Below are 18352 nucleotides of genomic sequence, written 5' to 3'. Positions count from 1 at the left end.
CCTCAGCCGTCCCGGCCTGGGGCTTTTTTGCTGCCCGCCGACGAAAGGTGCACATTTTGATCAGCTTCGACCCCACCACCCACGAGGGCCGCGTCCTCGCCGATCTCTTCCGGAGCTGCAAGTCCGTTGAGGAGGGTGACGGCGGCTGGAACGGCGCCGACGTCGTGGACTTCGTCTGCGATGCCTTCCAGCGTCTCGGTATCGACCTCGACGGCCCTGTCGAACAGGTCGACGCCCCCACGCCCGTCGGCAGCACGCGCTGACCCGCGAGTGCCCGGCTTGGTCGGCCGCCCGTCGCGCGGCCGGCTTTGCCGGTCACTCACGAAAGGCACCTTGTGACTGAGAAAGCCGACGATAACGCCTACTGGCGCTGGCCCAGCAGCTTCCTCGGAACGAAATACGCCTGCCAGCCCTGCGGAAATTTCCACTGGGAAGAGTTCGCGAAGGACATCTACGGGCCGACCCTCTGCTTCCCGTGGTCGAACCAAGAAGAACGAAGCTATCCGCTTTACTGCCAATTCTGCGCAACGGTGGTCGATCACGCATGAGAACCCGACACGTTTACAAGCCCGCGCGTCTGCCGAACGGCGACGTCAAGTGCCATTTGTGCGACGAGGCCGCCACCTGGTGGGAGGACTGGGAGCACTACGGCGACAAGCGCTTCTGCTCCTGGCCGCGCTGCGACGCCCACGCGCACCCTGAAGAAGCCCAACCCGGCACGACCTGGCGTCCGGTGCGGCGCCGCAACCGCTGAGGAGAACCGAGCAGTGACACCGAAGCAGTACCGGCACGGCCTGTACGTCAAGGGCCGGACGTGGGAAGGCCGCAAGGTCGAGGGCTGGGTCGTGGGGGGCATCCACAGTGGGGCACCCATGAACCGGACCACGCTCATAGGCGTGACGGTCAAGACCGAGGCGCTGGTCAGCATCATCGACGGTCGCGTGATCGTGCCTGTTGAGTACCGGACGTGCCGGCTGGCCGAGGTCGAGCCCGCGAAGGAGCGCCGGTGAGCCTGATGAAGCGCTACGTGGAGGACAGCGACCTGGTCCGTGAGCTGGCGCGAGAAGCAGCACAGCTCCTGCGGGCCACTGACCGGATGCGGGCTCTCGACGGCGCCTTCACGGCGTGCGGGGAAGCCGCGGGCAAGTACGCCGACCCCGAAGCCGTCCTGAAGCGGCTGGTGCGTGAGGCCGTATTCGAATACGGGGCCGTCCGCAGCCAGCACCGAAATGCCGAGCGAACGCCCGAGCCGGTTCTCTGAACTCGTAGTAGCCGACAACACATAGCGGCGCCCAAAAGGGGCCCAGGTCACGACCCGGGCCCCTTTCGCATGGGCGCACGTGGAAAGCAGAAGAATGAGCGCATTCAAGACGATGAACTACGGCCCCCTCGGGGAAGCCGTCGAAGCGGCGATGCCGTATACGGAGGCCGACCCGATCGGCGTGTACGCCGCCCTCCTCGCCCAGTTCTCCTCGGCCATCAGCCGCACCGTCACCACGGACAAGGGGCGGCCCGTCGTGCTGTGGACCGTGCTCGCCGGCCGGTCCGCGATCGGCCGCAAGGGCTACGCCTATGGCACCAGCAGGCAGATCCTGAACGGCGGCATCAGCCGCTACGTCAGCGCCCGGACGGTGTCCGGCATCGCCAGCGGACCGGCCCTGGTGGACCTGCTCTTCACGCTGGAGATGGAGACGCTGGGCACGGAAGGCGGGATCGACGGCCGGGCGCTGATTGTCGAGGAGGAGTGGGCGACGGTCCTCAAGAGGGCCAAGAAGTGCGCCACCTTCTCGCCGCTCCTTCGCACCGCGTGGGACGGCAAGCCGATCAGCAACAAGACCAAGGACGGCACGCAGGAGGTCAGCCGGCCGCTGCTGGGCCTGCACGCGCACATCACTCCCGGGGAGTGGGCGAAGTACGTCTCCGCCTCCGAGGCCCTGGGCGGCTCGTTCAACCGGATCCTGCCGGTGACCGTCGAGCGCAGCAAGCGGCTGTCGTACTCGGCCAACACCACCGCTCCCGCGAGCCAGAAGCTCGCGGAGGCGTACCGGTGGGCCTGCGCGGAGCAGCGGGTCATGGAGCTGACCAAGGCCGCTGAGGACCGCTTCGACCAGCTGCGGGACGAGATCGAGGAGCGGTTGATCACCCTGCCCGAAAGCATCTCGTGCTACCTGGAGCGCTCCGAGGAGCAGGTCGTCCGGGTCGCCTCCGTCCTGACGGCCGCGGAGATGAAGACGCGGGTGAGCAAGCGCGCGCTGGAGGCCGCATGGGCCTTCGTGCAGTACAGCATGGCCTCCGCCGAGAAGCTGGTCCGCGACGCGGCCACAGCCTCCGCCGGCACGAGAATCGGCAAGACGCTGGAGGAGAGCATCATCGACGCCCTCACCCGCTTCGGCGGCCGGGCCACCTCCACCCAGATCCTGCGGGTGCTGGGCACCCGCGCCAACGCGGCTGGCCTGAAGGCCGCCGTCGAAGGCATGGACCAGGTGAAGACCTGGAGCGAGAAGACCACCCCCGGCCGCGGGGCCCCGACGATCTACTACGAGCTCGTCGACCAGGAGGCGGAGACCAACCCCGCCGACCAGCAGCCGGAGGACCGCAAGCCCGCGCTCCAGGTCATACCCGCCCGGCCGAAGCGCAAGGCCCCCGCCCGCCGGAAGACGGCCGCCGTCGCCGCCGAGCAGCCGCAGCTTGAGCTGGTATGAGCGGCCACACCGCACGCAGGCACGCCGAACAGTACGAGAACGGACAGAACATGACGACGCTGGATGCCGCCCTGATGAAGATCACCGCAGGGGACTACGTGACCGCGCGGGGCACCGACACCCGGGGCCACGAGGTCACCCGCACGGGTACGTTGCTGGCCCCGCCGCAGAAGGTCAAGGCGCAGTTCGGCGGGAGGAAGGAAGACGCCGTGCGGCTGTGCATCGGTCTCGCCGGCACCGACCCGTCCCAGCGCTCCACCTGGACCACCCTGTTCCCGGACTTCGGGTTCGTGGAGCCGACGCGGAAGCCGACGTCGAACGACTGGACCAACGGCCCGCTGAGCAAGGTCCCCGGCATGCGCACCGCCGACGAGGGTGTCGTGGTGAGGTTCGGCGGCAAGGGCGGCAAGCGGTCAACAGAGCCCGCCAAGCCCGCGCTGGCCAGGATCCGGCACGTGGACAACGGCCGGTACGAGATCCGTGACGTCGCCACGGACGAGGTGCTGCTGACCGTCGCGTGGCAGACCGCGATCTGGTGGGCCCCTGCACCGGAGGACGAGACCGGCGACGGTGAACCCGCGGCCGACGAACACGAGGTGCCCGTTGAGGAAGCGCCGCCGGTGCCGCCGGCCCAGGCCCGGCGCGGGGTGCTCTACGAAGGGTGGTTGTCGGCCGAGGAGCACACCGAGCTCGGCCGGGCGGTTCTGCACCTGACCTCGGGCCGGGTGATCGGATGGCTGACAACGGACGGGCAGTTCCGCCCCGCCGCGTGACCGTCAGCGAACAGGCACTGGCTACCCCGCTCTCGATGCCTCGGCGGCGGCCCCACCACTTCGTGCGGGGCCGCTACTGGGACCTTGTGATCAAGTGGCGCGACGGGATCTGGAAGACCGGTTGACATGGCGCCCTGGTGCCATAACGCAAAGAAGCGCCCCTCCTCACCCGCGCGGGGAGAGGAGGGGCATGGCGTGTGTGGGCGATTACGGCGTTCCGGCGGCCGACGGGCCTTCCTTCAGGGTGAGCAGTCGCTGCCGCTCGGTGGCCTCGTCCCAGGGGGACGGCGTGTTCTGGGCGGCGGTGGTCTTGGCGTCCTCGAACCGCTGTGCGGCTTCGCCGGCACCGAGGACCGTGAGGACCAGGCCCGCGAGGGTGTACCAGTCCACGCCCGGCCACCGGGCGACGAGCAGCGGGACGAGCGCGCCTACGTACGACGTGATCCGTACAGGGTGATTACGCAGCACTCTTGACCTCCGGGGTGGGGATGACCTGCTGGGGGACGACGGGGATGTCGGTCGGCTTCGACACCTCGGGGGTGACCGGAGGGATGGGCCCCGGATGCGACGGCTTCGGCGGCAACGGGAGATCGGCGGGCTTATGCGGCTCCGGCTGCTTCGGCGCCGGCTTGTCCTTGATCCGGTCCTTGATCCGGCCCAGCTCGTCCTTGACCTCCTTCAGCTCCCGGTCGATTCGGTCGAACCGGTCGCTCCAGTCAGGGCTGGCCGGCTTCGAGGCGTCCGGCTTCGGCGCGGGCTTGGTCACCGGGCTCTTCGAGCCTTCGCCCATCAGGGGTGGCGGCTCCGGCCGCGGTGAGCCGGTCACCTTCAGGACCTGGCCGGCCGTGATGACGTCGGGGTCGGTGATGCTCGGGTTGAGAGACAGGAGCCGGGCGAGCGACATGGCGTGCGCGCGGGCGATCCCGCTGAGCGAGTCGCCGGACCGCACGGTGTACTCGCCCGTCGCCGAACCGGAGTCCGGAGGCGGCGCCGGTGTGGTGGACGGCTTCTCCCGGCCCTTGGCCGGGGGCTTCGGCTTCTCGGCGGGCTTCGCCGGAACGTTGATCTCCTGGTCTTCATGGACATCGTCGGGGCTGGAGATCTGAGGGTTCGCAGCGAGCAGCGAGGCGAGGGTGACGCCCAGGGCGGCGGCGATGCCGCTCAGCGTCTGACCGGCCTTGATCTTGTACCGGCCCGGGGAGCCGCCCTTGTCGGTGACGACGCCGGCCCCGGAGTAGGCGGGGTGGCCGAAACCGTGGATGCGGGTCGTCGAGGCCCAGTCGCGGTAGGTCTTGCGGTAGACGCCGTCGCCGTTCGGTGCCGGATAGTCCTTGGTGTTGCCACCGACGACCTCGATGTCCCGGCCGCCGTTGAAGACACCGATCACCAGCTCCACGTGAACGCCGCCGTCCGAGCCGAACATGGCCAGCGAGCCGACGCGGGGCGTGCGGGTGAAGGCCCCGCGCTGCTTGTAGTAGTCGGTGCACACCGAGCAGGAGGCAGTGGTGGGGATGACGTCGCGGTTGCCGGTCTTCCAGGCGAGCCAGCTGATGAAGCTCTGGCACCAGGGGCCGTAGACGGCCCAGTCGACCTGGAGCCCGGGGGTCTGCTCGGCGTACTTGTTGTAGTTGTTGGCGCCTTCCTTGTAGCCGACCTGGGTCAGTGCCAGGTTGACCATGGACGCTGCGGTTGAAGCCAAGGGCTCTCCTTCGCGAGGGCATGAAAAAGGGCCCGCCGAAGCGGGCCGCACGAACGGATTAATTCATTCAGCGGGGGCCGAGGAGGGCCGCGACGCGGGCCGGGTCGAGCGCGGTCAGCAGCTCAACGAGCCTGGAGTTCTCGGCCTCGATACGGGCCAGCCGCATCTTGATCTCCGTGAGATCGTCCTGGAGCCGGTCCGCCCTTGCCTTCTGGGCTTCGGCCTCCGACTTCCAGACCTCGGCCGTGCGGACTTCCTTGGCGGCGCGCACGACGACGTAGCCGCCGATGATGGTGCTGGCGATCCCGAAGAGGCTCAGGATCACGGACATGTTCAGGGGAGCTCACCTATCCAACGAAGCTCTTGGAAGCAGGTAGAGGTGTGGAAGCGGGCGTCGGCCCAGCCGATGCCGGCGAGGTCGGGGGTTCGGGCGACGCAGCTGATGAAGTTCCCGGCGCGCATCGGCACTTCGACGGTGAACGTGCCGCAGTTGCTGTACGACGTCCAGGACGAGAGCGAGCCCGTGGCGAGGGCGTTGTTGCCCACCGAGGCGGTGTTGAAGTCGGGGGCCGGCAGCACGGCGACGTCGAGCCACATCATGTGGACCTGGTCGGCACCCGAGGACTGGAGCCCGGGAGAGACGTTGCCGCCGATCGTGTACCGGTACCGCCCGTCGACCGGCGCCGTGAGGCCGACGACGTTGCCCGCAGAGTTCGTCGGCGCCATCCCGGGGCGGGTCTCGTACGCGATCCCCACCGGCTGCGCCCCCACGGCGTAGCAGGGGAGATGGGTGTAGCCGCCCTTGCGGGCCAGCCACTCCACGCCGATGACCCGCACCGCGGGAGGGCGCAGCAGATGGGTGTGGACGTCCTTGACCCGACGGTTCAGCATGCCCGGGTCCGCGAGTTCGCGCGGTGCCCAGGGTTCGATCACTGGCGGTTTCATCAGTACCTTCCCACCCATCGCACGGAGAAGAACGACCTGCCCGGCAGGGACTTGTTGCCGAGGAGGAATGGCTGGTCCGCGATGCCGGCCGCGCTCACGGACTCGCCCTTCTTCAGGCGGACCGTCGCGGTGAGGGAGCCGTATCCCCGGCTGCCGTTGGAGCGTCCCGGCGAGGACGACGCGATCACGTGGGAGTCGTCGGTCCACATAGAGTCGGCCGTGATGTTCTTGCCGAGCTTGACGTGCATGTTCAGCGGTGTCGCCCCGGGGGTGTCGATGACGCCGCCGAAGGCGACGCTGTACCGGCCGTCCTCCGGGGCGGTCAGGCGCAGCGCGTACGGAGTTCCTCCGGCGGTCGCTTCGGGCAGTGCCAGCTTCGCCGTGTCGAACTCGGAGTCGGGCTGGAGGCCCTGGCCGGGCGGGTACCAGGAGAACGTGGTCCACCCCGTGAGCTTGCCAGGGTCGAGGGCGTCGGCCGGCGCCCAGTTCACCGAGCCGTCCTTGTGCGTGCCCCGCTGCCGCGAGGTCACCCAGCAGGACGGCGGCCGGTACAGGAACCGGTGCAGGTCGCGGATGCGGGCGTTCATCAAGTCCGCGGTGACGACCTCGCGGCGAGCCCAGGTCGGAGTCGTTGGGATCAGGGAAGATCACCCACCCATCGCATTTCGAGGTACGTGGCGGCACCGGCGTTCTCCTTGTCGTCGGAGAACATCCAGGCCCCGCCTTCGGCGTAGCCGGCCATGGCGATCCACTCGCCGGCCCGCAGGGGGATCGTCGCCGTGCCGGTGCCGGAGCGGTGCGAGTTACGGATGCGGTGGCACCCGAACTTCACGAACGCGTTGGCCTCGAACTGCGACCCTTCCGTCTGCCCCTTGGCGACGGCGACGCGGGCGTAGCCGATCTTGCCGTCGGTCTGGTACGAGCCGATGACCGCACCCGCGTTGACCTCGTAGAGACCGTCGCGGGGAGCGGTGATACGGATGGCGGAGTCGGACATCGCCGTGCCGGTGCTGTCGTAGGAGTGCCCGCGGCCGGCGCCCTGCCCGGCGGGTTCCAGGGTGAGCACGGCCCAGGTTCCGGCGTCCTTGCTGCCGGACATCTTGCCTGCCCTGCGGCAGCCGGGCGGGGCCATGAGGAGGCCGAGCACGTCACGGATGTGGACGTTCATGTCCTCGGCCGATACCGGGCCCTGGGCCCAAGTCTTGATGTCGATCGGTGCATCACCCCAGGTAGGTGCTGGTGCCGAGCAGCGACGCGCGGTCGTCGCCCAGGATCCAGGTCGGTTTCCCGTCCGAGCGGCCGGGGATGGTCACGAGGTAGAGGGCAGCGGTGTCCACCGCCGTGTTGAGGTCGAGGGTTCCTGCCGACGCGCCGGCGCCGGGCGTCTCGGCGGTCAGGACGCTGATCTCGTACGAGCCGAAGCGACCCAGCGCGGATTCCCGGGGGATCAGCCCTTCGGGCCACTGGTAGCTGGTGACCTGCCGGGAGACCGTCAAGGCCACGAACACGCTCATGAAGTCGCGGCTGGCCATGAGCGGCACTTTGTCCACCGCTTTGTATACCTGCATGTCGCTCACCGGGGTAAGGGACTGCTGGGCGATGTCGCCGTTACGGTAGGCAAGGTTGATCAGCGTGGCCTGGGGGGAGGCGCCGAGGTCCCACAAGACCTGGTCGTCGGCGCCGGTGTACGGCCAGCAGGCGACGGCGAGGGAAATCTCATCCTGGTTGCTGCCGAGCACCTGCGGCATGCGGCCGGCAGGGGACAAGAGCCGCGGCAGGCCGCTCATGCTCGCGCAGATGCTGACGATGTAGTCGTTGACCCGCGTGCCGGGCGGTACCCGCAGCGTGGCGTACCGCTTGGCCGTCACGGAGCTCGAGGTGCTGCCGGCGTACGTGGCGAACTCCCGTGCCTCCGGGGGGCGGGTCATCCACTCCTGCCCGTCCCAGTACCGCACGGTCGGCTTCTCCACCCAGGCCGTACCGTTCCAGACCTTCTTTGTGACCTCGACCCAGCCCTTGCCGTTCCAGGTCATGACCGGGTTGTAGCTACGCGCCATACTGCACCCACACGTCTCCGGGCTGGGGGGCCGCCGGAGGCGTCGGCCCGCTGAACACGCGCGCGCTGCCGATGTTCGGCGCGCTGACCGCGCCGCCGGCCTCGATCGCCCCGGCCGCCCGAACGAGGCCGGTCTTGTAGACCCGGAAAGCAGCATCCGTGCCCGGCCCATTGCTGGAGACCGAGACGGCCGGTCTGCCGTCGCCGAGCGGCGTCGTATTGATGACCAGCGGTGTGTTGTCGGTGAACGGGTTGAGGTACAGCGTCCCGTTGGCCTTGAGGTTGGTGCCGAGGGCGCCGGCCCGCGTGACGCGAAGAACGTCGCCGGAGCCGTCGGCTGCCTCGACCGCCACCCACGGCTCCTTCACCGCGGTCGCGGCCTGGTTCGGGCCGTCGAGCCTGACCGTCTGCGCGAACTTGTTGTCGGTGTACTCCCGGGACCGGTGGGGGTCGGGGTCCAGCTCGGTGTGGCGCTTGAGCCGCAGGCCGAGGTTGACCGGGATCAGCTCGACCCGGCGGACGCCGGAGTCAGCCCACAGCCGCTCGACCCCAGGTGGTCCGAAGAAGGCGGGCAGGTAACCGTACTGGTCGGCGACGACCGTGCCGCTGTCGAGCACGGCGCCGTCAGCGTCCAGGACGTCCAGGACGCGGGCCGCTGTCTCGGACGGGCCGTCCCAGATCGTGACCGGCGCGCCGGAGACGCGACGGCCGTCAACGTCTTCGGCGACGTCGGAGGCCGATCCTCCGAACATGTTGCGCTCCACCGGAGCCTCCTTACTCGTTGAACTGGTTGGCCTCAAACACGCCGGAGAACACGATGGATGCACGGGGCGGGAAGACGAGGAGGTAGTCGAGCCCGTCCATCAGACTGTTGGCGGACTGGCTGAGAATGCGCACCGTCTGGCCGCGCTGGCCGGCCCACGCCATCCCCGTGAGCGCGGCCATGTTGGGAAGCCCCGACCGCTCCTCGATGTTGAGCAGGTAGCCTGCGAAGCTCTGGCCGGTGCTCCCGTTGAGCGGGACGGGGAGCTGGAAGGACAGGGCGTCCTGCTTGGCGCGGATCGCGGCGCTGCTGTCGTTGCGGAAGTCCACCGAGAACCAGGCAAGGTTCGGGGCGATCCAGCGCCACCGCCCACGGCACACAAGTCCCTTGGGGTCGCTGGCGGCGTTGATGAGCTGAGGGGTGTAGGTGAAGGACTTGCCGAGCGTCATCGACGGCACCAAGCCGTCGCGGCCCCGGAACAGCTCCTGCTGGCCGTGGCGCCCGTCGCTGTCGAGGTCGTACACGAACGTGCCGACCGGGACGAAGTTCGCCGAGTCGCCCGCGTTCCAGGGGAAGGCCACGGGGGCCGGCAGGTCGAAGGGGGCCCGGTTGAAGGGCTCGACGCGCCCGTTGGCGCGGGGGACCTTCAGCTCGTGGATGACCAACTCCCACTCCTGGCCCGGCTTCCGCTTGGGCTGCACCGCGATCGGGTTCGCCGAGGGCTGGCCCTGTACGACGGCCATGTTGACCGAGCCGCGGGGGATGTCGGCCCGCAGCACGATGGTGTCCCTGCGGTCCTTGGCCGGGTCAAAGTTGGGGCCGATGTCGAAGCTGATCGGGGCGTCCAGCCGGTAGAAGAAGCCGCCCACCCACGCCTCGCCGGGCGAGATCTCCACGGTGCGGTCGCCGATGACCTTGATGGCGAAGGGGAGTGCCGCGCCGGTGTAGGAGCTGCTGGTGAGCTTGGCCGCGACGCGGTCGCCCGCCCACAGCTGCGACATCGCCTGCCAGTCGCCCTGGCCGACGGCTTGCCGGCCGCCCGCGTCGTTGTCCTTGTTGAAGGGGAAGCTGATCTCTGCCAATTACATCCTTGATTCGAGTTTGCGTAGCTTTTCCCGCATTTCGAACACGGTTCGGTACAGGTTCAGCGGGTCGCCCATGCCTTGTTGGCCGACCTTGGGGGTAACGGACTGGGTCCGGCCGCCGTCCTCGACGGTGATGGTGACCTCGCGGACGATGTCGCTGTATTCCTGGCCGTCGACCATGACGGTGATCTTGTCGCCCACGAAGTAGTCGACGCCGAAGCGGATCTGCTCGGTGTCGATCGGGTAGATCTGGAAGTTGCCGGCCTTCTCGCCCTCCTTGAGGGCGGCAGCCGCGGCATCCTTCACGGTCTTCACGAAGTGCGTGAGCATGACCTTCTTGGCGTCGGTCGTGGCGTTCATCAGGTTCACCGCGGCGGCGGTGACGGCCGCCGTCGCGGCTGCTTTGAGCTGCGCGGCCTTGAGCTTTTCGGCGTCCGTCTTCGCTTTCTCGGCGGCGGCGTCCGCGTCGGCTGCCTGCTTCTGCGCGTCCGCCACGGCCTTCTTGGCCGCCGCGAGGGCCGGCGTCCACTCCGCGCCGTCCGGTCCGGTGCCCATCTCCTCAGAGCCGTCGGAGTTCTTGCGCAGCACGAGTTCGGGCTCGCCCTGGGCGTTGGTCTTCAGCGGGATGTCGCGCCGGTCGACGAACTGCTCGGCGACCAGGCCCCACTGCTGCTCACCTTCGCTGTCGACCTGCTGGTAGAGGTAACGTTCCGCCCCCTGCCCCTGGCAGGCGACGATGGCGCGGGTGACGCGCGGGGCGGTCAGGGTCCAGACGACCTCGCGGAGGTTGCCCAGCTCCTTGGAGAAGCGGATGTGCCGGGAGAGGTCCCGGGGCTCGAAGACGGTCAGCTCGATCTTCTTACGGGCGGGGTTCCACAGGAACCGGTAGCCGACGTTCTTGTCCTGGCACCACTTCTCGAACGTCGTGCCCAGAGTGTCGTACCGGAGCGTGCCGCCGACGTCGCCGCCGATCTTCGGGTTCGAGCCGACGTCGACACCTTCGACCCGTCGGTCCGGCAGGGCCCGGTTGCCGACGGCCATGTCGCACTCGACCCACAGGGCCTGGCCGGCCGGGCCGCCCGCGGGCCGGGAGTCCTGGCCCCTCCACTGCTCCGACACCGGGAGCGGGCTCATCCGGTCGGTGCCGGATCCCGTGACGCCGGGGAAGGCGAGGTAGCCATAGGCGATCTTGTTGTCGCACTTGCCCCCGACGTACATGCTGCCCGGTCCGGTGTGCTGGGCGTTGGTCCAGTATCTCTGGAAACTTTCGATTTGGCCCGTGAAAACGGGAGCGGCGACACCGTCCTGGTAGACGGCGATCCCGCCGCCGCGTTGCAGCAGATCCGCCTGCTCCGTGCCGGCCTTTACGAGGAGCTGCCAGGAACCCTGCTGGCAGAAGCGGACAGTAAATCCAGCTTCATCCAGGAGTCGAGCTCGCCGACGAGGTTCAGGTTCCGGTCACGGACGAATACGCGGTACGCCAAGGTCAGTAACTTTCGTAGCGGGGCTTGATGGTCATCGTCAGCGCGGCGGAGCCGCTGCCGGGCACCAGCTGCACGCCGATGCGCGACGAGCCGGAGGGCAGCGCCCACAGATCGGGGTTCGGGTCGAGTGCCGGCCACAGATTGCGGCCGAGGTCGTCTCGGACGGTCTTCACGCCCGGCCGGGTGTCGATGCGTAGCGTCCGGCCGCCGGGAACGACTTCGCCGGAGCCGGGTCCGGGCCCGGTGATGCCGAACGACCGGTCGCCGTGCGACAACGTGAAGGAGCGCACGGGGCCCTTGATCTCCCACACCGGCCACGCTCGGGCATCGCCCGGGTTGAGCACCGGGAGCGCCGAGTCGGAGACGACGCCCGCGCTGAGCTTCAGCGGGAAGAGAGGCCCGGGGTCGCCGAGGAGCGGCTGGCCGCCGCCGAAGGCCCACCGTGCCACGTGGAAGTCGTCGCCGTAGTAATAGGGGTCCGGGGCGGTGAGCTGGATGCCGTAACTCGCCCACCGGAAGCCTGCGTTGTTCTCGCCCTCGTTGCCCTCCAGGCCGCCCTTGTAGTAGCAGGTCAGGTACCGGGGCGGCTGGCCGGACTCCTGGACGCGCAGGGTGCAAGGCCCGTTGTCCGGGTTGAGGGTGCGGATCAGCTTCCGCTTCAGCTGCCGGACGGTGTACCGGTCGATGCCGTAGAGGAAGACGGGGATCATGATCTCCCGGGCGGCGGCCCGGGCGGACCGGAAGGTGGAGCCGTCCAGGTTGGGGCTGGTGTCGTAGTTCACCTCGTAGGCGGGCATGTCGAGCCCCGTGGCGCCGGCCTGCATGAAGATGCCCGGCCAGTGGCGTCCGGAGAAGCCGGTGAGGGGGATCTCCCCCTCACCAGCCCCGCCCGTGATCGAAACGTAGGTGTGCCCCCAGCTCATGGGCTGGGGTGGACTCGGCGGCAGCAGCGGGGGCTGCTCCGTCTTGAAGTCCCAACTTGCCGGAATCGGCAGGAGATCACCTACTTTCGGTTAGTGTGCGGACATGGCTTCCGCGTAGCGCATCGCGCGGAGCACCGCTTGTGTGGTGTCCTCCGACCGCGCCTCATGGATGTGGATCTCGTAGCGAGGAGCGAGGAGGTCCCGCGTGTCGCGGTCGTTGTAGACGCGCTCGCCGCCGCGGAAGTCGATCAGCTCCGGGCCGCGTTCGCCGACCAGCGCGAGGCCGGAGGCGGCGGACCGGGTGCCGGTCCAGTAGCCGCTGGTACCGGCCAGAGCACGGCGCCAACCTGCGCCGTAGCGGTCGATCGCGTAGGAGAGGCCCGCGTAGACCGATGCCCTCGGGTCGAGCTGTCCCCGGTCCCGATAGGGTCCGGCGTAGGCGTCGAAGGTGCTCTTGATGACCTGGAGCAAGCCCTTGGACGGGTCGCCGGAAGCGGCGTTCGAGTCCCAGTTATTGACCGCGTTCGGGTCGCCCCCGGACTCCACGTCGATCCGATGCAGGACGAGCGGCACGTCGGACAGCGAGATGCCGCCCTTGCCGTTCAGCTCCTGGATGACGCTCTCGACCAGGGGCCGCCAACGGGCCACGGCGCCGCCACCGCCGGCGTACTCGCCCATGCCCTCGGTGATCCGAGCGAGCGAGCCCGGCCAGGGGTTGAGCACCGGACCCGTGCCGGTACCCGGGGCGCCGCCCCGCGGACGAAGGGCGGCGTCGGCGCGGTTGCCGTAGCCGAGCTGCCGACGGATGGCCCCGGACTCGTTGCCGCCCACCGTCTCCAGCTGGGAACCCTCACGACGGGTCGCGATGTTGATGTGGCCCCAGGAGCCGGGGCCGAAGCCGCGGTAGACCATGAGGTCGCCGGCCCTGGCCTGCGAGACCGGCACCGAGGGCATGTGGTCGACCCAGGTGGCGACGGCGGGCCACCGGGAGCCCGGCGTGCCGGTCGGGGAACCGCCGTAGGAAGCGGTTGCCGCCGCGTGATCGACCGCCCACGAGACGAAGTCGGCACACCAGGACTCGACCTCGCCGGCGGTGTACTTCCGCCCTGACATGTCGCCCTGCCGGGCCTCCTGGAGGGCGACCTTGACGACCTGCCCGCCACCGGCAGCAGCACGGTCATCAGCCCACTTGCCCCACGCCTTCGCCCACGGCTGCGCCTTGCGGAAGTCGTCGGCCGACAGCCGGCCGACGGGCGCGAACGCGTCGGCGATGCGCTTCAGCTCCGGCTCGATCACCTCGAACCAGCCCTTGCCGACGGCTTCCTCGTAGCCGCTGTACGGCTCGTCCTGGTGCCGCTGCACCCATGTGCCGCCGTTGACGATGCCGCCGTTTGCGAAAACGTTTCTGCCCGCGCGGGCAGCGGCGTTCCACTGGTGGATCGTCTCCGCGCCGAGGGCGCGTACGACCTCCGGACGGAGGATGCCTTCGCCAGGGCTCAGCACGGCCGGCACCCGGTCAACGCCCGGGGCGTACCCGGGGACCACGCCACCGGTCGCGTAGTGCACGGCGCTGAGAGGCGCGGCGGTCCCTGCGAGCTTGGCCATGCCGCCGAGCATCGGCACCATGCCGGAGTTGTACGGTCCCTGGATCGTGGACCTGGTGGAGGAGTCCACCACTGACATCGCCGACGACCAGGAGCTGCGGATGGCCGACGAGGATGTCTCGAAGATCCCGCGCAGGTTGCCCAGCCCGGCTTGGAGCCGGGCGAACTGCCCCAAGGAGCTCCCGGTCGCCGAGGCGACGCGGGACTGCACGGCCGACCAGACCCCGTCGTGGGTGCTCTGCCAGCTTCGCTCCGCCGTACTGAGCGGGCCGGTGAGGTGCTGTGCCCACCGCTGCTGCGCCGGGCGGATCTCCCCGTCGACCGCCGACCGGACAGAGGAGGAGACCGCACTCCAGGAGGAACCGGCCGCCGACTGGTGGTCGGCGACGGCCTTGGTCATCGCCTCCAGGGCGGCGCGGATCCGCTGGACAGCGGCCTCGACGGCTTCCGCGTCCGGAACCGGCGTGAGGTCCTGGGCCTGGTCCCCGTCGGAGCCCTTGCTCAGGCTGCCGTGCTTCGCCCCGCGATTGAGACCCTGCACCGCCCGGTGGCCGAGTGCCCGCACGGCCTCCGGGCGCAGCACCGCCTCTCCGGGGCTCAGACGCGCGTGGACGACGTCCCGGCCGGGACTGTAGCCCGGCACGATGCCGCCGTCCGCGAAGTCGAACAGACCCTCCCGGTTCGGGGCCGCCTCCCGCGCCCGCTCCCAGAAGGACGCGAAGACCTCAGCGGCGAACGCGTCGGGGTTCGACATGATGTCCCGGACGTCCTGGAAAGAGTCCTGGAAGCCGCGGATCATGTCGGTGAACAGCGCCTTCAGGGCATCGATGCCCTCGCCGAGGACCTTGCCGGGACCGTCGGTGACGATGTCCTTCGCAAGGGAGCCGATCTCCTTGGCTGTCTCGACGAACCCGCCGAAGAGGTCCTTGATCATCGACCAGACCGAGGACGGGTCGAGCAGGTCGTCCGTGAACTTCTGGCCGCGCTGGAAGAGGTTTCCCGACCCCTTCCAGACGTCGCGCCAGAAAAGATCACCGGCGGTCGGCGCGACGGCGCCTGCCACCAGGCCGATGATGTTGCCGATGCCCGTGGGCGCGGCCCGGAGCAGGTCCGGTACGCGGTCGACGGCGAACGTGCGCATGTTGTCGAACCGGTTCACCGCGGATCTGCCCGCCGCGTCGCCGCCCTGCTGGGCGCCCCACGAGCGTAGGTTCCGGCCGGTGCCGCCGCCGACTTCGGCGCCGGCCCGCGCCATCCCCAGACCCCCGTTGAAGGCCCCGAGGGCGGGCGACATATCGATGCTCGACCACAGATCGTCGAGGATGCTCAGCGGCCACCGGCCGCCCTTCGAGGTGCCCTTGCCCGCCGTGCCCTTGGCATGCCGAGAGAGGCGCCCCCTGACCGCGGCGGCGTTCCACGCGTTGATCCGGTCGGCGCCCAGATGGTGCGCCACCTCGGGACGGAGGATCGCCTCGCCGGGGGAGAGCAGGGCCGGAATGTTGTCGACCCCGGGCGCGTAACCCGGCAGGACGCCGCCGGCAGCGTGCTTGCGGGGAGGCTTCCCCTTCCCGCCCTTGCCGCCGTGACCCGAGCTGCCACCGGGGCCGCCACCGTTGGCCTCGTTGACGTCCCTGATCCGCTTGTGGAGATCGCTGGCCTTCTTCTCCGCCTTCTCCAGGGCGTCGGCGAGCGTGCGCACGCGGGACGTGACCTGGCCGAGCCCGCGTGCGTTGATCTCCTTGATCTTGTCGTTCAGGCTCTTGGCCTGGCCGTAGGAGCCCTTGACGGCCGGGCTCAGCGAGCCGGCGAACCGCTCCCTGATCGCTCCGAGGCTCCGGCCGTTGATCTCCTTGACCTCGGAGGAGACCTTTCCGGCGTGCCGGTAGGTGGTGTCCGCCTTGTCCTTCAGGTACTCGAACTGCTGCCGGACCAGGCCCAACTTGCCCGAGTTGAGCTCCCGCACCGCGGTGTGCACCTGGCGCACCTGCCGCTCGGACTCATCCGCCCGCGCGGACAGGGCCTGGAACTTTCCGACGAGCTCGCCGAGACCGGACTGGTTCAGCTGCTGGACGCTGCGCTGCGTTGCCTCGATTTTCTGGTTGGCGTCGCGTGCTCCGCCCTTCACCGAGGTGCCGAACTCGCCGCCCAGCTCGGCCGCGAGGTTGGCGAGTCGCAGGTCGTTCAGCGCCCGGACGGCCGCCTTGACCGTTTCGATCTTCCGATCGACCTCGCGTAGTGCCTGCTCGGCCTGTTCGGTGTTGAGCCGCAGTGCCTGGACACGGCTGTCCTGGCCGCGGGTCCGGTCGAGACCGCGACGAGCCAGGGACCGGTCGTCGCCGTCGTGGTAGTCGGCCCGGCGCTCACGGTAGGTGGTCCGGAAGTTGCCGCGGCCGGCGCGTACACCCGCGAGGAGCTGGTTCGTCGTCCGGGTAGCGCCCCGGGCGCCCTTGGCCAGGCCGCCGATCACCTTGAACAGCGGCGAGAAGGACTTGCCGACCTTGCCGATGGTCTTGGTCGCGATGCCGATGGCGATCGAGAAGGGGCCCAGCACGGCGGCGACCTTGGCCACCTTGACGATCAGGCCCTTGAGTTCCGGGTTCTCGTCCAGAAACTCGGCCGTCCACTCAACCCCGCTGAGGAGGTAGTGGAGGGACTTGACGAAGTTCCGGATCAGCCCGCCGGACATCTCCTGGAAGCCTTCGTCGGACAGCATCCCGTCCACGCGGTCGATGAGCTTGTGGACGCTCTCGCCCAGCTCGGTCCACTCGAACCGGCCGGTTTTCGGGTCGAAGTCGCCGAAGAGCTTGCCGAGGTTGAGCTGAGCCTGTTCCTTGACGGATTGCAGGTGGCCACCGATGGAGCCAGTGCCCAGCTTCTCGGCGGTACCCTGAACTCCCTTGCGCGTGTCGTAGGCGTCGAGGAAGTTCTCGAAGAACTTCTTCGATGAGATGCCCGCACCGCGTTCCTGGACTTTGGCCAGGAACTCCTTTGCCTCGGTGTCCTCATCGTCACTCGACTCGACCTTGAAGCCGGCCATTTTTGCGAGTTCGTTGATGGGGATGCCGGTGCCGCGGCTGAACTGCTTCAGGGAGCGCGTGTTCAGCTTCGACATGTCCATCATCATGTCCGCCGAATACATGGCGCTCTTGACGCGCTCGGGGTCCATGACGCCGTACGACGCCGCGAAATCGGCGATGGCCCGGATCAGTTTCTCGGACTTCTTCAGGGAGTCTGAAGCGGTATTGCCGTAAGACTGGAAGTTCCGCGTAAGCTGCTGGAACTTATCCGTCATGTCTTCCAACGAGAAAGGGGTTCGCACCGCGAAGTCCTGGATGGACTTGAGCGAGGTGGCGACTTCCTTGTTATCGAAGCCTGCGCGTTCCAGTCCCCGGGAGGAAAGGAATTGCATGTCGGCGCTCTGGCTGCCGATCTTCGTCAGATAGCCGGCCGCGGCGGCCAGGGGCATGACCAGGTTCTGTGTGAGCGTCCGACCGATCTGCTCGACGTTGGTGCCGAACGTTTCGGTGTTCTGGCTCAGCGTTTTCCAGTGCTGGCCGGCGGTCTTCGTGCTCGCGCCGGACTGCCGCACGAAGGCCCGCATCTGGGCCTGGTTGCTGGCGATGACGTCCGCGTACTCGCGTCGTACGAGGGCCAGCTGCCGCAGCTCCTCCCGGAGGCCGGCCTTACGGCGCTGGATCGCAAGCCGCTCCTCGGCAGCGCGCTGTCGTGCGGCAGCAGCCAGCTCGCGCTCCGCCTGCCGCTGCTCAGCGGCGGACTGCCGAGCCGCCTGGGCAACCTCCCTCTTGACCTGCCGCACCTCGGCGGCCAAGGCGCGTTCCTCCGCCTTTTCAGCGGCGACGCGGCGACGGGTCTCGGCCGTCGCCTGCCGCTCGGCAACGGCCTGTTCCCGGGCCTGCTGCTGCGCGGCGCGCATGCGCTCCTGTACCGCCTGGCGGTCGACGCGGACGACGTCGTTGATGGCCCGCCGGGTCGCGCGGCTGGTGCCCTCCTCCAGCTCCTCCCGCTGTTTGTGCAGGTTGCGGAACATCCTGAGCTGCCGACCGGCTTCCTCGCCGTGCACCTTCGTCAGGTGCCTCTCCAACTGCCGCAGCTTTGCCCGGGAGTCGACCGCTTCCTTCTCGGTGGCCTGCCGAGCCCGCTTCGCTGTCCGCGAGACGGTCGCGGTGGCCTGCTGGCCGAGCTGAGACAGCTGCCGCGTGAGGTCCGTGCGCATCCGGGAGACCGCGCCGTGGTTGATCAGCGGCAGGATTTCGATGTAACCGGAACCCACCCTGATCGGGGCCCTATCGACAGCCAC

General features: G+C 68.9%; 19 protein-coding genes. 7 read left to right on the top strand and 12 right to left on the bottom strand.

Features of this window, described 5'->3' with window-relative positions:
* Window positions 1-56 precede the first annotated feature (56 nt).
* From IE305_RS09900 to IE305_RS09870, 7 genes are all read left to right on the top strand, one after another.
* Complete coding sequence (locus tag IE305_RS09900; protein WP_190129129.1) at window positions 57-263, top strand: hypothetical protein; 207 nt, start codon at window positions 57-59, stop codon at window positions 261-263.
* Window positions 264-335: 72 nt separating this feature from the next.
* Complete coding sequence (locus tag IE305_RS09895) at window positions 336-548, top strand: hypothetical protein (protein ID WP_190129128.1); 213 nt, start codon at window positions 336-338, stop codon at window positions 546-548.
* Entirely contained in the window at window positions 545-754 is a 210-nt protein-coding gene (locus IE305_RS09890; RefSeq protein WP_190129127.1) for a hypothetical protein, read from the top strand. The genes IE305_RS09895 and IE305_RS09890 overlap by 4 nt, the downstream gene beginning before the upstream one ends.
* A 13-nt stretch (window positions 755-767) precedes the next feature.
* Window positions 768-1010, top strand: a complete 243-nt coding sequence (locus IE305_RS09885; RefSeq protein WP_190129126.1) for a hypothetical protein — start codon at window positions 768-770, stop codon at window positions 1008-1010.
* Window positions 1007-1261, top strand: a complete 255-nt coding sequence (locus IE305_RS09880; RefSeq protein ID WP_190129125.1) for a hypothetical protein — start codon at window positions 1007-1009, stop codon at window positions 1259-1261. Before IE305_RS09885 ends, IE305_RS09880 begins: the two co-directional genes overlap by 4 nt.
* Before the next feature lie 94 nt (window positions 1262-1355).
* A complete protein-coding gene (locus IE305_RS09875; RefSeq protein WP_190129124.1) occupies window positions 1356-2702 on the top strand; it encodes a DUF3987 domain-containing protein in 1347 nt (448 codons plus the stop codon).
* 50 nt (window positions 2703-2752) lie between these two features.
* A complete protein-coding gene (locus IE305_RS09870) occupies window positions 2753-3475 on the top strand; it encodes a hypothetical protein (RefSeq protein ID WP_190129123.1) in 723 nt (240 codons plus the stop codon).
* 207 nt (window positions 3476-3682) lie between these two features.
* Here IE305_RS09870 and IE305_RS09865 read toward each other — a convergent pair whose 3' ends face one another.
* The 12 genes from IE305_RS09865 to IE305_RS09805 all read right to left on the bottom strand — a co-directional run bounded on the left by IE305_RS09865 (window position 3683) and on the right by IE305_RS09805 (window position 18352).
* Entirely contained in the window at window positions 3683-3943 is a 261-nt protein-coding gene (locus IE305_RS09865; protein ID WP_190129122.1) for a hypothetical protein, read from the bottom strand.
* On the bottom strand, window positions 3933-5174 hold the full coding sequence (locus IE305_RS09860) for a LysM peptidoglycan-binding domain-containing protein (RefSeq protein WP_190129121.1): 1242 nt from the start codon (window positions 5172-5174) through the stop codon (window positions 3933-3935). Before IE305_RS09860 ends, IE305_RS09865 begins: the two co-directional genes overlap by 11 nt.
* Window positions 5175-5241: 67 nt before the next feature.
* Window positions 5242-5505 carry a hypothetical protein gene (locus IE305_RS09855; RefSeq protein ID WP_229890781.1) on the bottom strand — a complete coding sequence of 88 codons (264 nt, stop codon included), beginning with the start codon at window positions 5503-5505 and terminating at the stop codon, window positions 5242-5244.
* A gap of 2 nt (window positions 5506-5507) precedes the next feature.
* Window positions 5508-6065, bottom strand: a complete 558-nt coding sequence (locus tag IE305_RS09850; RefSeq protein ID WP_190129120.1) for a hypothetical protein — start codon at window positions 6063-6065, stop codon at window positions 5508-5510.
* Window positions 6066-6118: 53 nt separating this feature from the next.
* Window positions 6119-6706, bottom strand: a complete 588-nt coding sequence (locus IE305_RS09845) for a hypothetical protein (protein ID WP_190129119.1) — start codon at window positions 6704-6706, stop codon at window positions 6119-6121.
* Window positions 6707-6756: 50 nt separating this feature from the next.
* Entirely contained in the window at window positions 6757-7287 is a 531-nt protein-coding gene (locus IE305_RS09840) for a hypothetical protein (RefSeq protein ID WP_190129118.1), read from the bottom strand.
* 52 nt (window positions 7288-7339) lie between these two features.
* Window positions 7340-8152 carry a hypothetical protein gene (locus tag IE305_RS09835; protein WP_190129117.1) on the bottom strand — a complete coding sequence of 271 codons (813 nt, stop codon included), beginning with the start codon at window positions 8150-8152 and terminating at the stop codon, window positions 7340-7342.
* A gap of 13 nt (window positions 8153-8165) precedes the next feature.
* Entirely contained in the window at window positions 8166-8927 is a 762-nt protein-coding gene (locus IE305_RS09830; protein ID WP_190129116.1) for a hypothetical protein, read from the bottom strand.
* A gap of 22 nt (window positions 8928-8949) precedes the next feature.
* The gene (locus IE305_RS09825; protein ID WP_190129115.1) at window positions 8950-10020 is read right to left on the bottom strand and encodes a hypothetical protein; all 1071 of its coding nucleotides are present in this window, start codon (window positions 10018-10020) and stop codon (window positions 8950-8952) included.
* The gene (locus IE305_RS32925; protein WP_229890824.1) at window positions 10021-11448 is read right to left on the bottom strand and encodes a siphovirus ReqiPepy6 Gp37-like family protein; all 1428 of its coding nucleotides are present in this window, start codon (window positions 11446-11448) and stop codon (window positions 10021-10023) included. It lies immediately after the preceding gene.
* A 61-nt stretch (window positions 11449-11509) separates the two neighbouring features.
* Window positions 11510-12430 (bottom strand): phage tail domain-containing protein, encoded by a 921-nt coding sequence (locus tag IE305_RS09810; RefSeq protein WP_190129114.1) that lies wholly within the window; start codon window positions 12428-12430, stop codon window positions 11510-11512.
* A gap of 90 nt (window positions 12431-12520) precedes the next feature.
* Window positions 12521-18352 carry a transglycosylase SLT domain-containing protein gene (locus IE305_RS09805; protein ID WP_190129113.1) on the bottom strand — a complete coding sequence of 1944 codons (5832 nt, stop codon included), beginning with the start codon at window positions 18350-18352 and terminating at the stop codon, window positions 12521-12523.

Origin of the sequence: Streptomyces mashuensis (genome assembly GCF_014654785.1) — a bacterium.
GTDB classification, from domain to species: Bacteria; Actinomycetota; Actinomycetes; order Streptomycetales; family Streptomycetaceae; genus Streptomyces; species Streptomyces mashuensis.
This window is presented reverse-complemented; position numbering and strand designations above follow the sequence as displayed.

Bases quoted from the DNA above. Each gene is read 5' to 3' on its own strand.
- IE305_RS09890 (WP_190129127.1), top strand. From the start codon at position 545: ATGAGAACCCGACACGTTTACAAGCCCGCGCGTCTGCCGAACGGCGAC.
- IE305_RS09875 (WP_190129124.1), top strand. From the start codon at position 1,356: ATGAGCGCATTCAAGACGATGAACTACGGCCCCCTCGGGGAAGCCGTC.
- IE305_RS09870 (WP_190129123.1), top strand. From the start codon at position 2,753: ATGACGACGCTGGATGCCGCCCTGATGAAGATCACCGCAGGGGACTAC.
- IE305_RS09855 (WP_229890781.1), bottom strand. From the start codon at position 5,505: ATGTCCGTGATCCTGAGCCTCTTCGGGATCGCCAGCACCATCATCGGC.
- IE305_RS09850 (WP_190129120.1), bottom strand. From the start codon at position 6,065: ATGCTGAACCGTCGGGTCAAGGACGTCCACACCCATCTGCTGCGCCCT.
- IE305_RS09845 (WP_190129119.1), bottom strand. From the start codon at position 6,706: ATGAACGCCCGCATCCGCGACCTGCACCGGTTCCTGTACCGGCCGCCG.
- IE305_RS09840 (WP_190129118.1), bottom strand. From the start codon at position 7,287: ATGAACGTCCACATCCGTGACGTGCTCGGCCTCCTCATGGCCCCGCCC.
- IE305_RS09835 (WP_190129117.1), bottom strand. From the start codon at position 8,152: ATGACCTGGAACGGCAAGGGCTGGGTCGAGGTCACAAAGAAGGTCTGG.
- IE305_RS09830 (WP_190129116.1), bottom strand. From the start codon at position 8,927: ATGTTCGGAGGATCGGCCTCCGACGTCGCCGAAGACGTTGACGGCCGT.
- IE305_RS09810 (WP_190129114.1), bottom strand. From the start codon at position 12,430: ATGAGCTGGGGGCACACCTACGTTTCGATCACGGGCGGGGCTGGTGAG.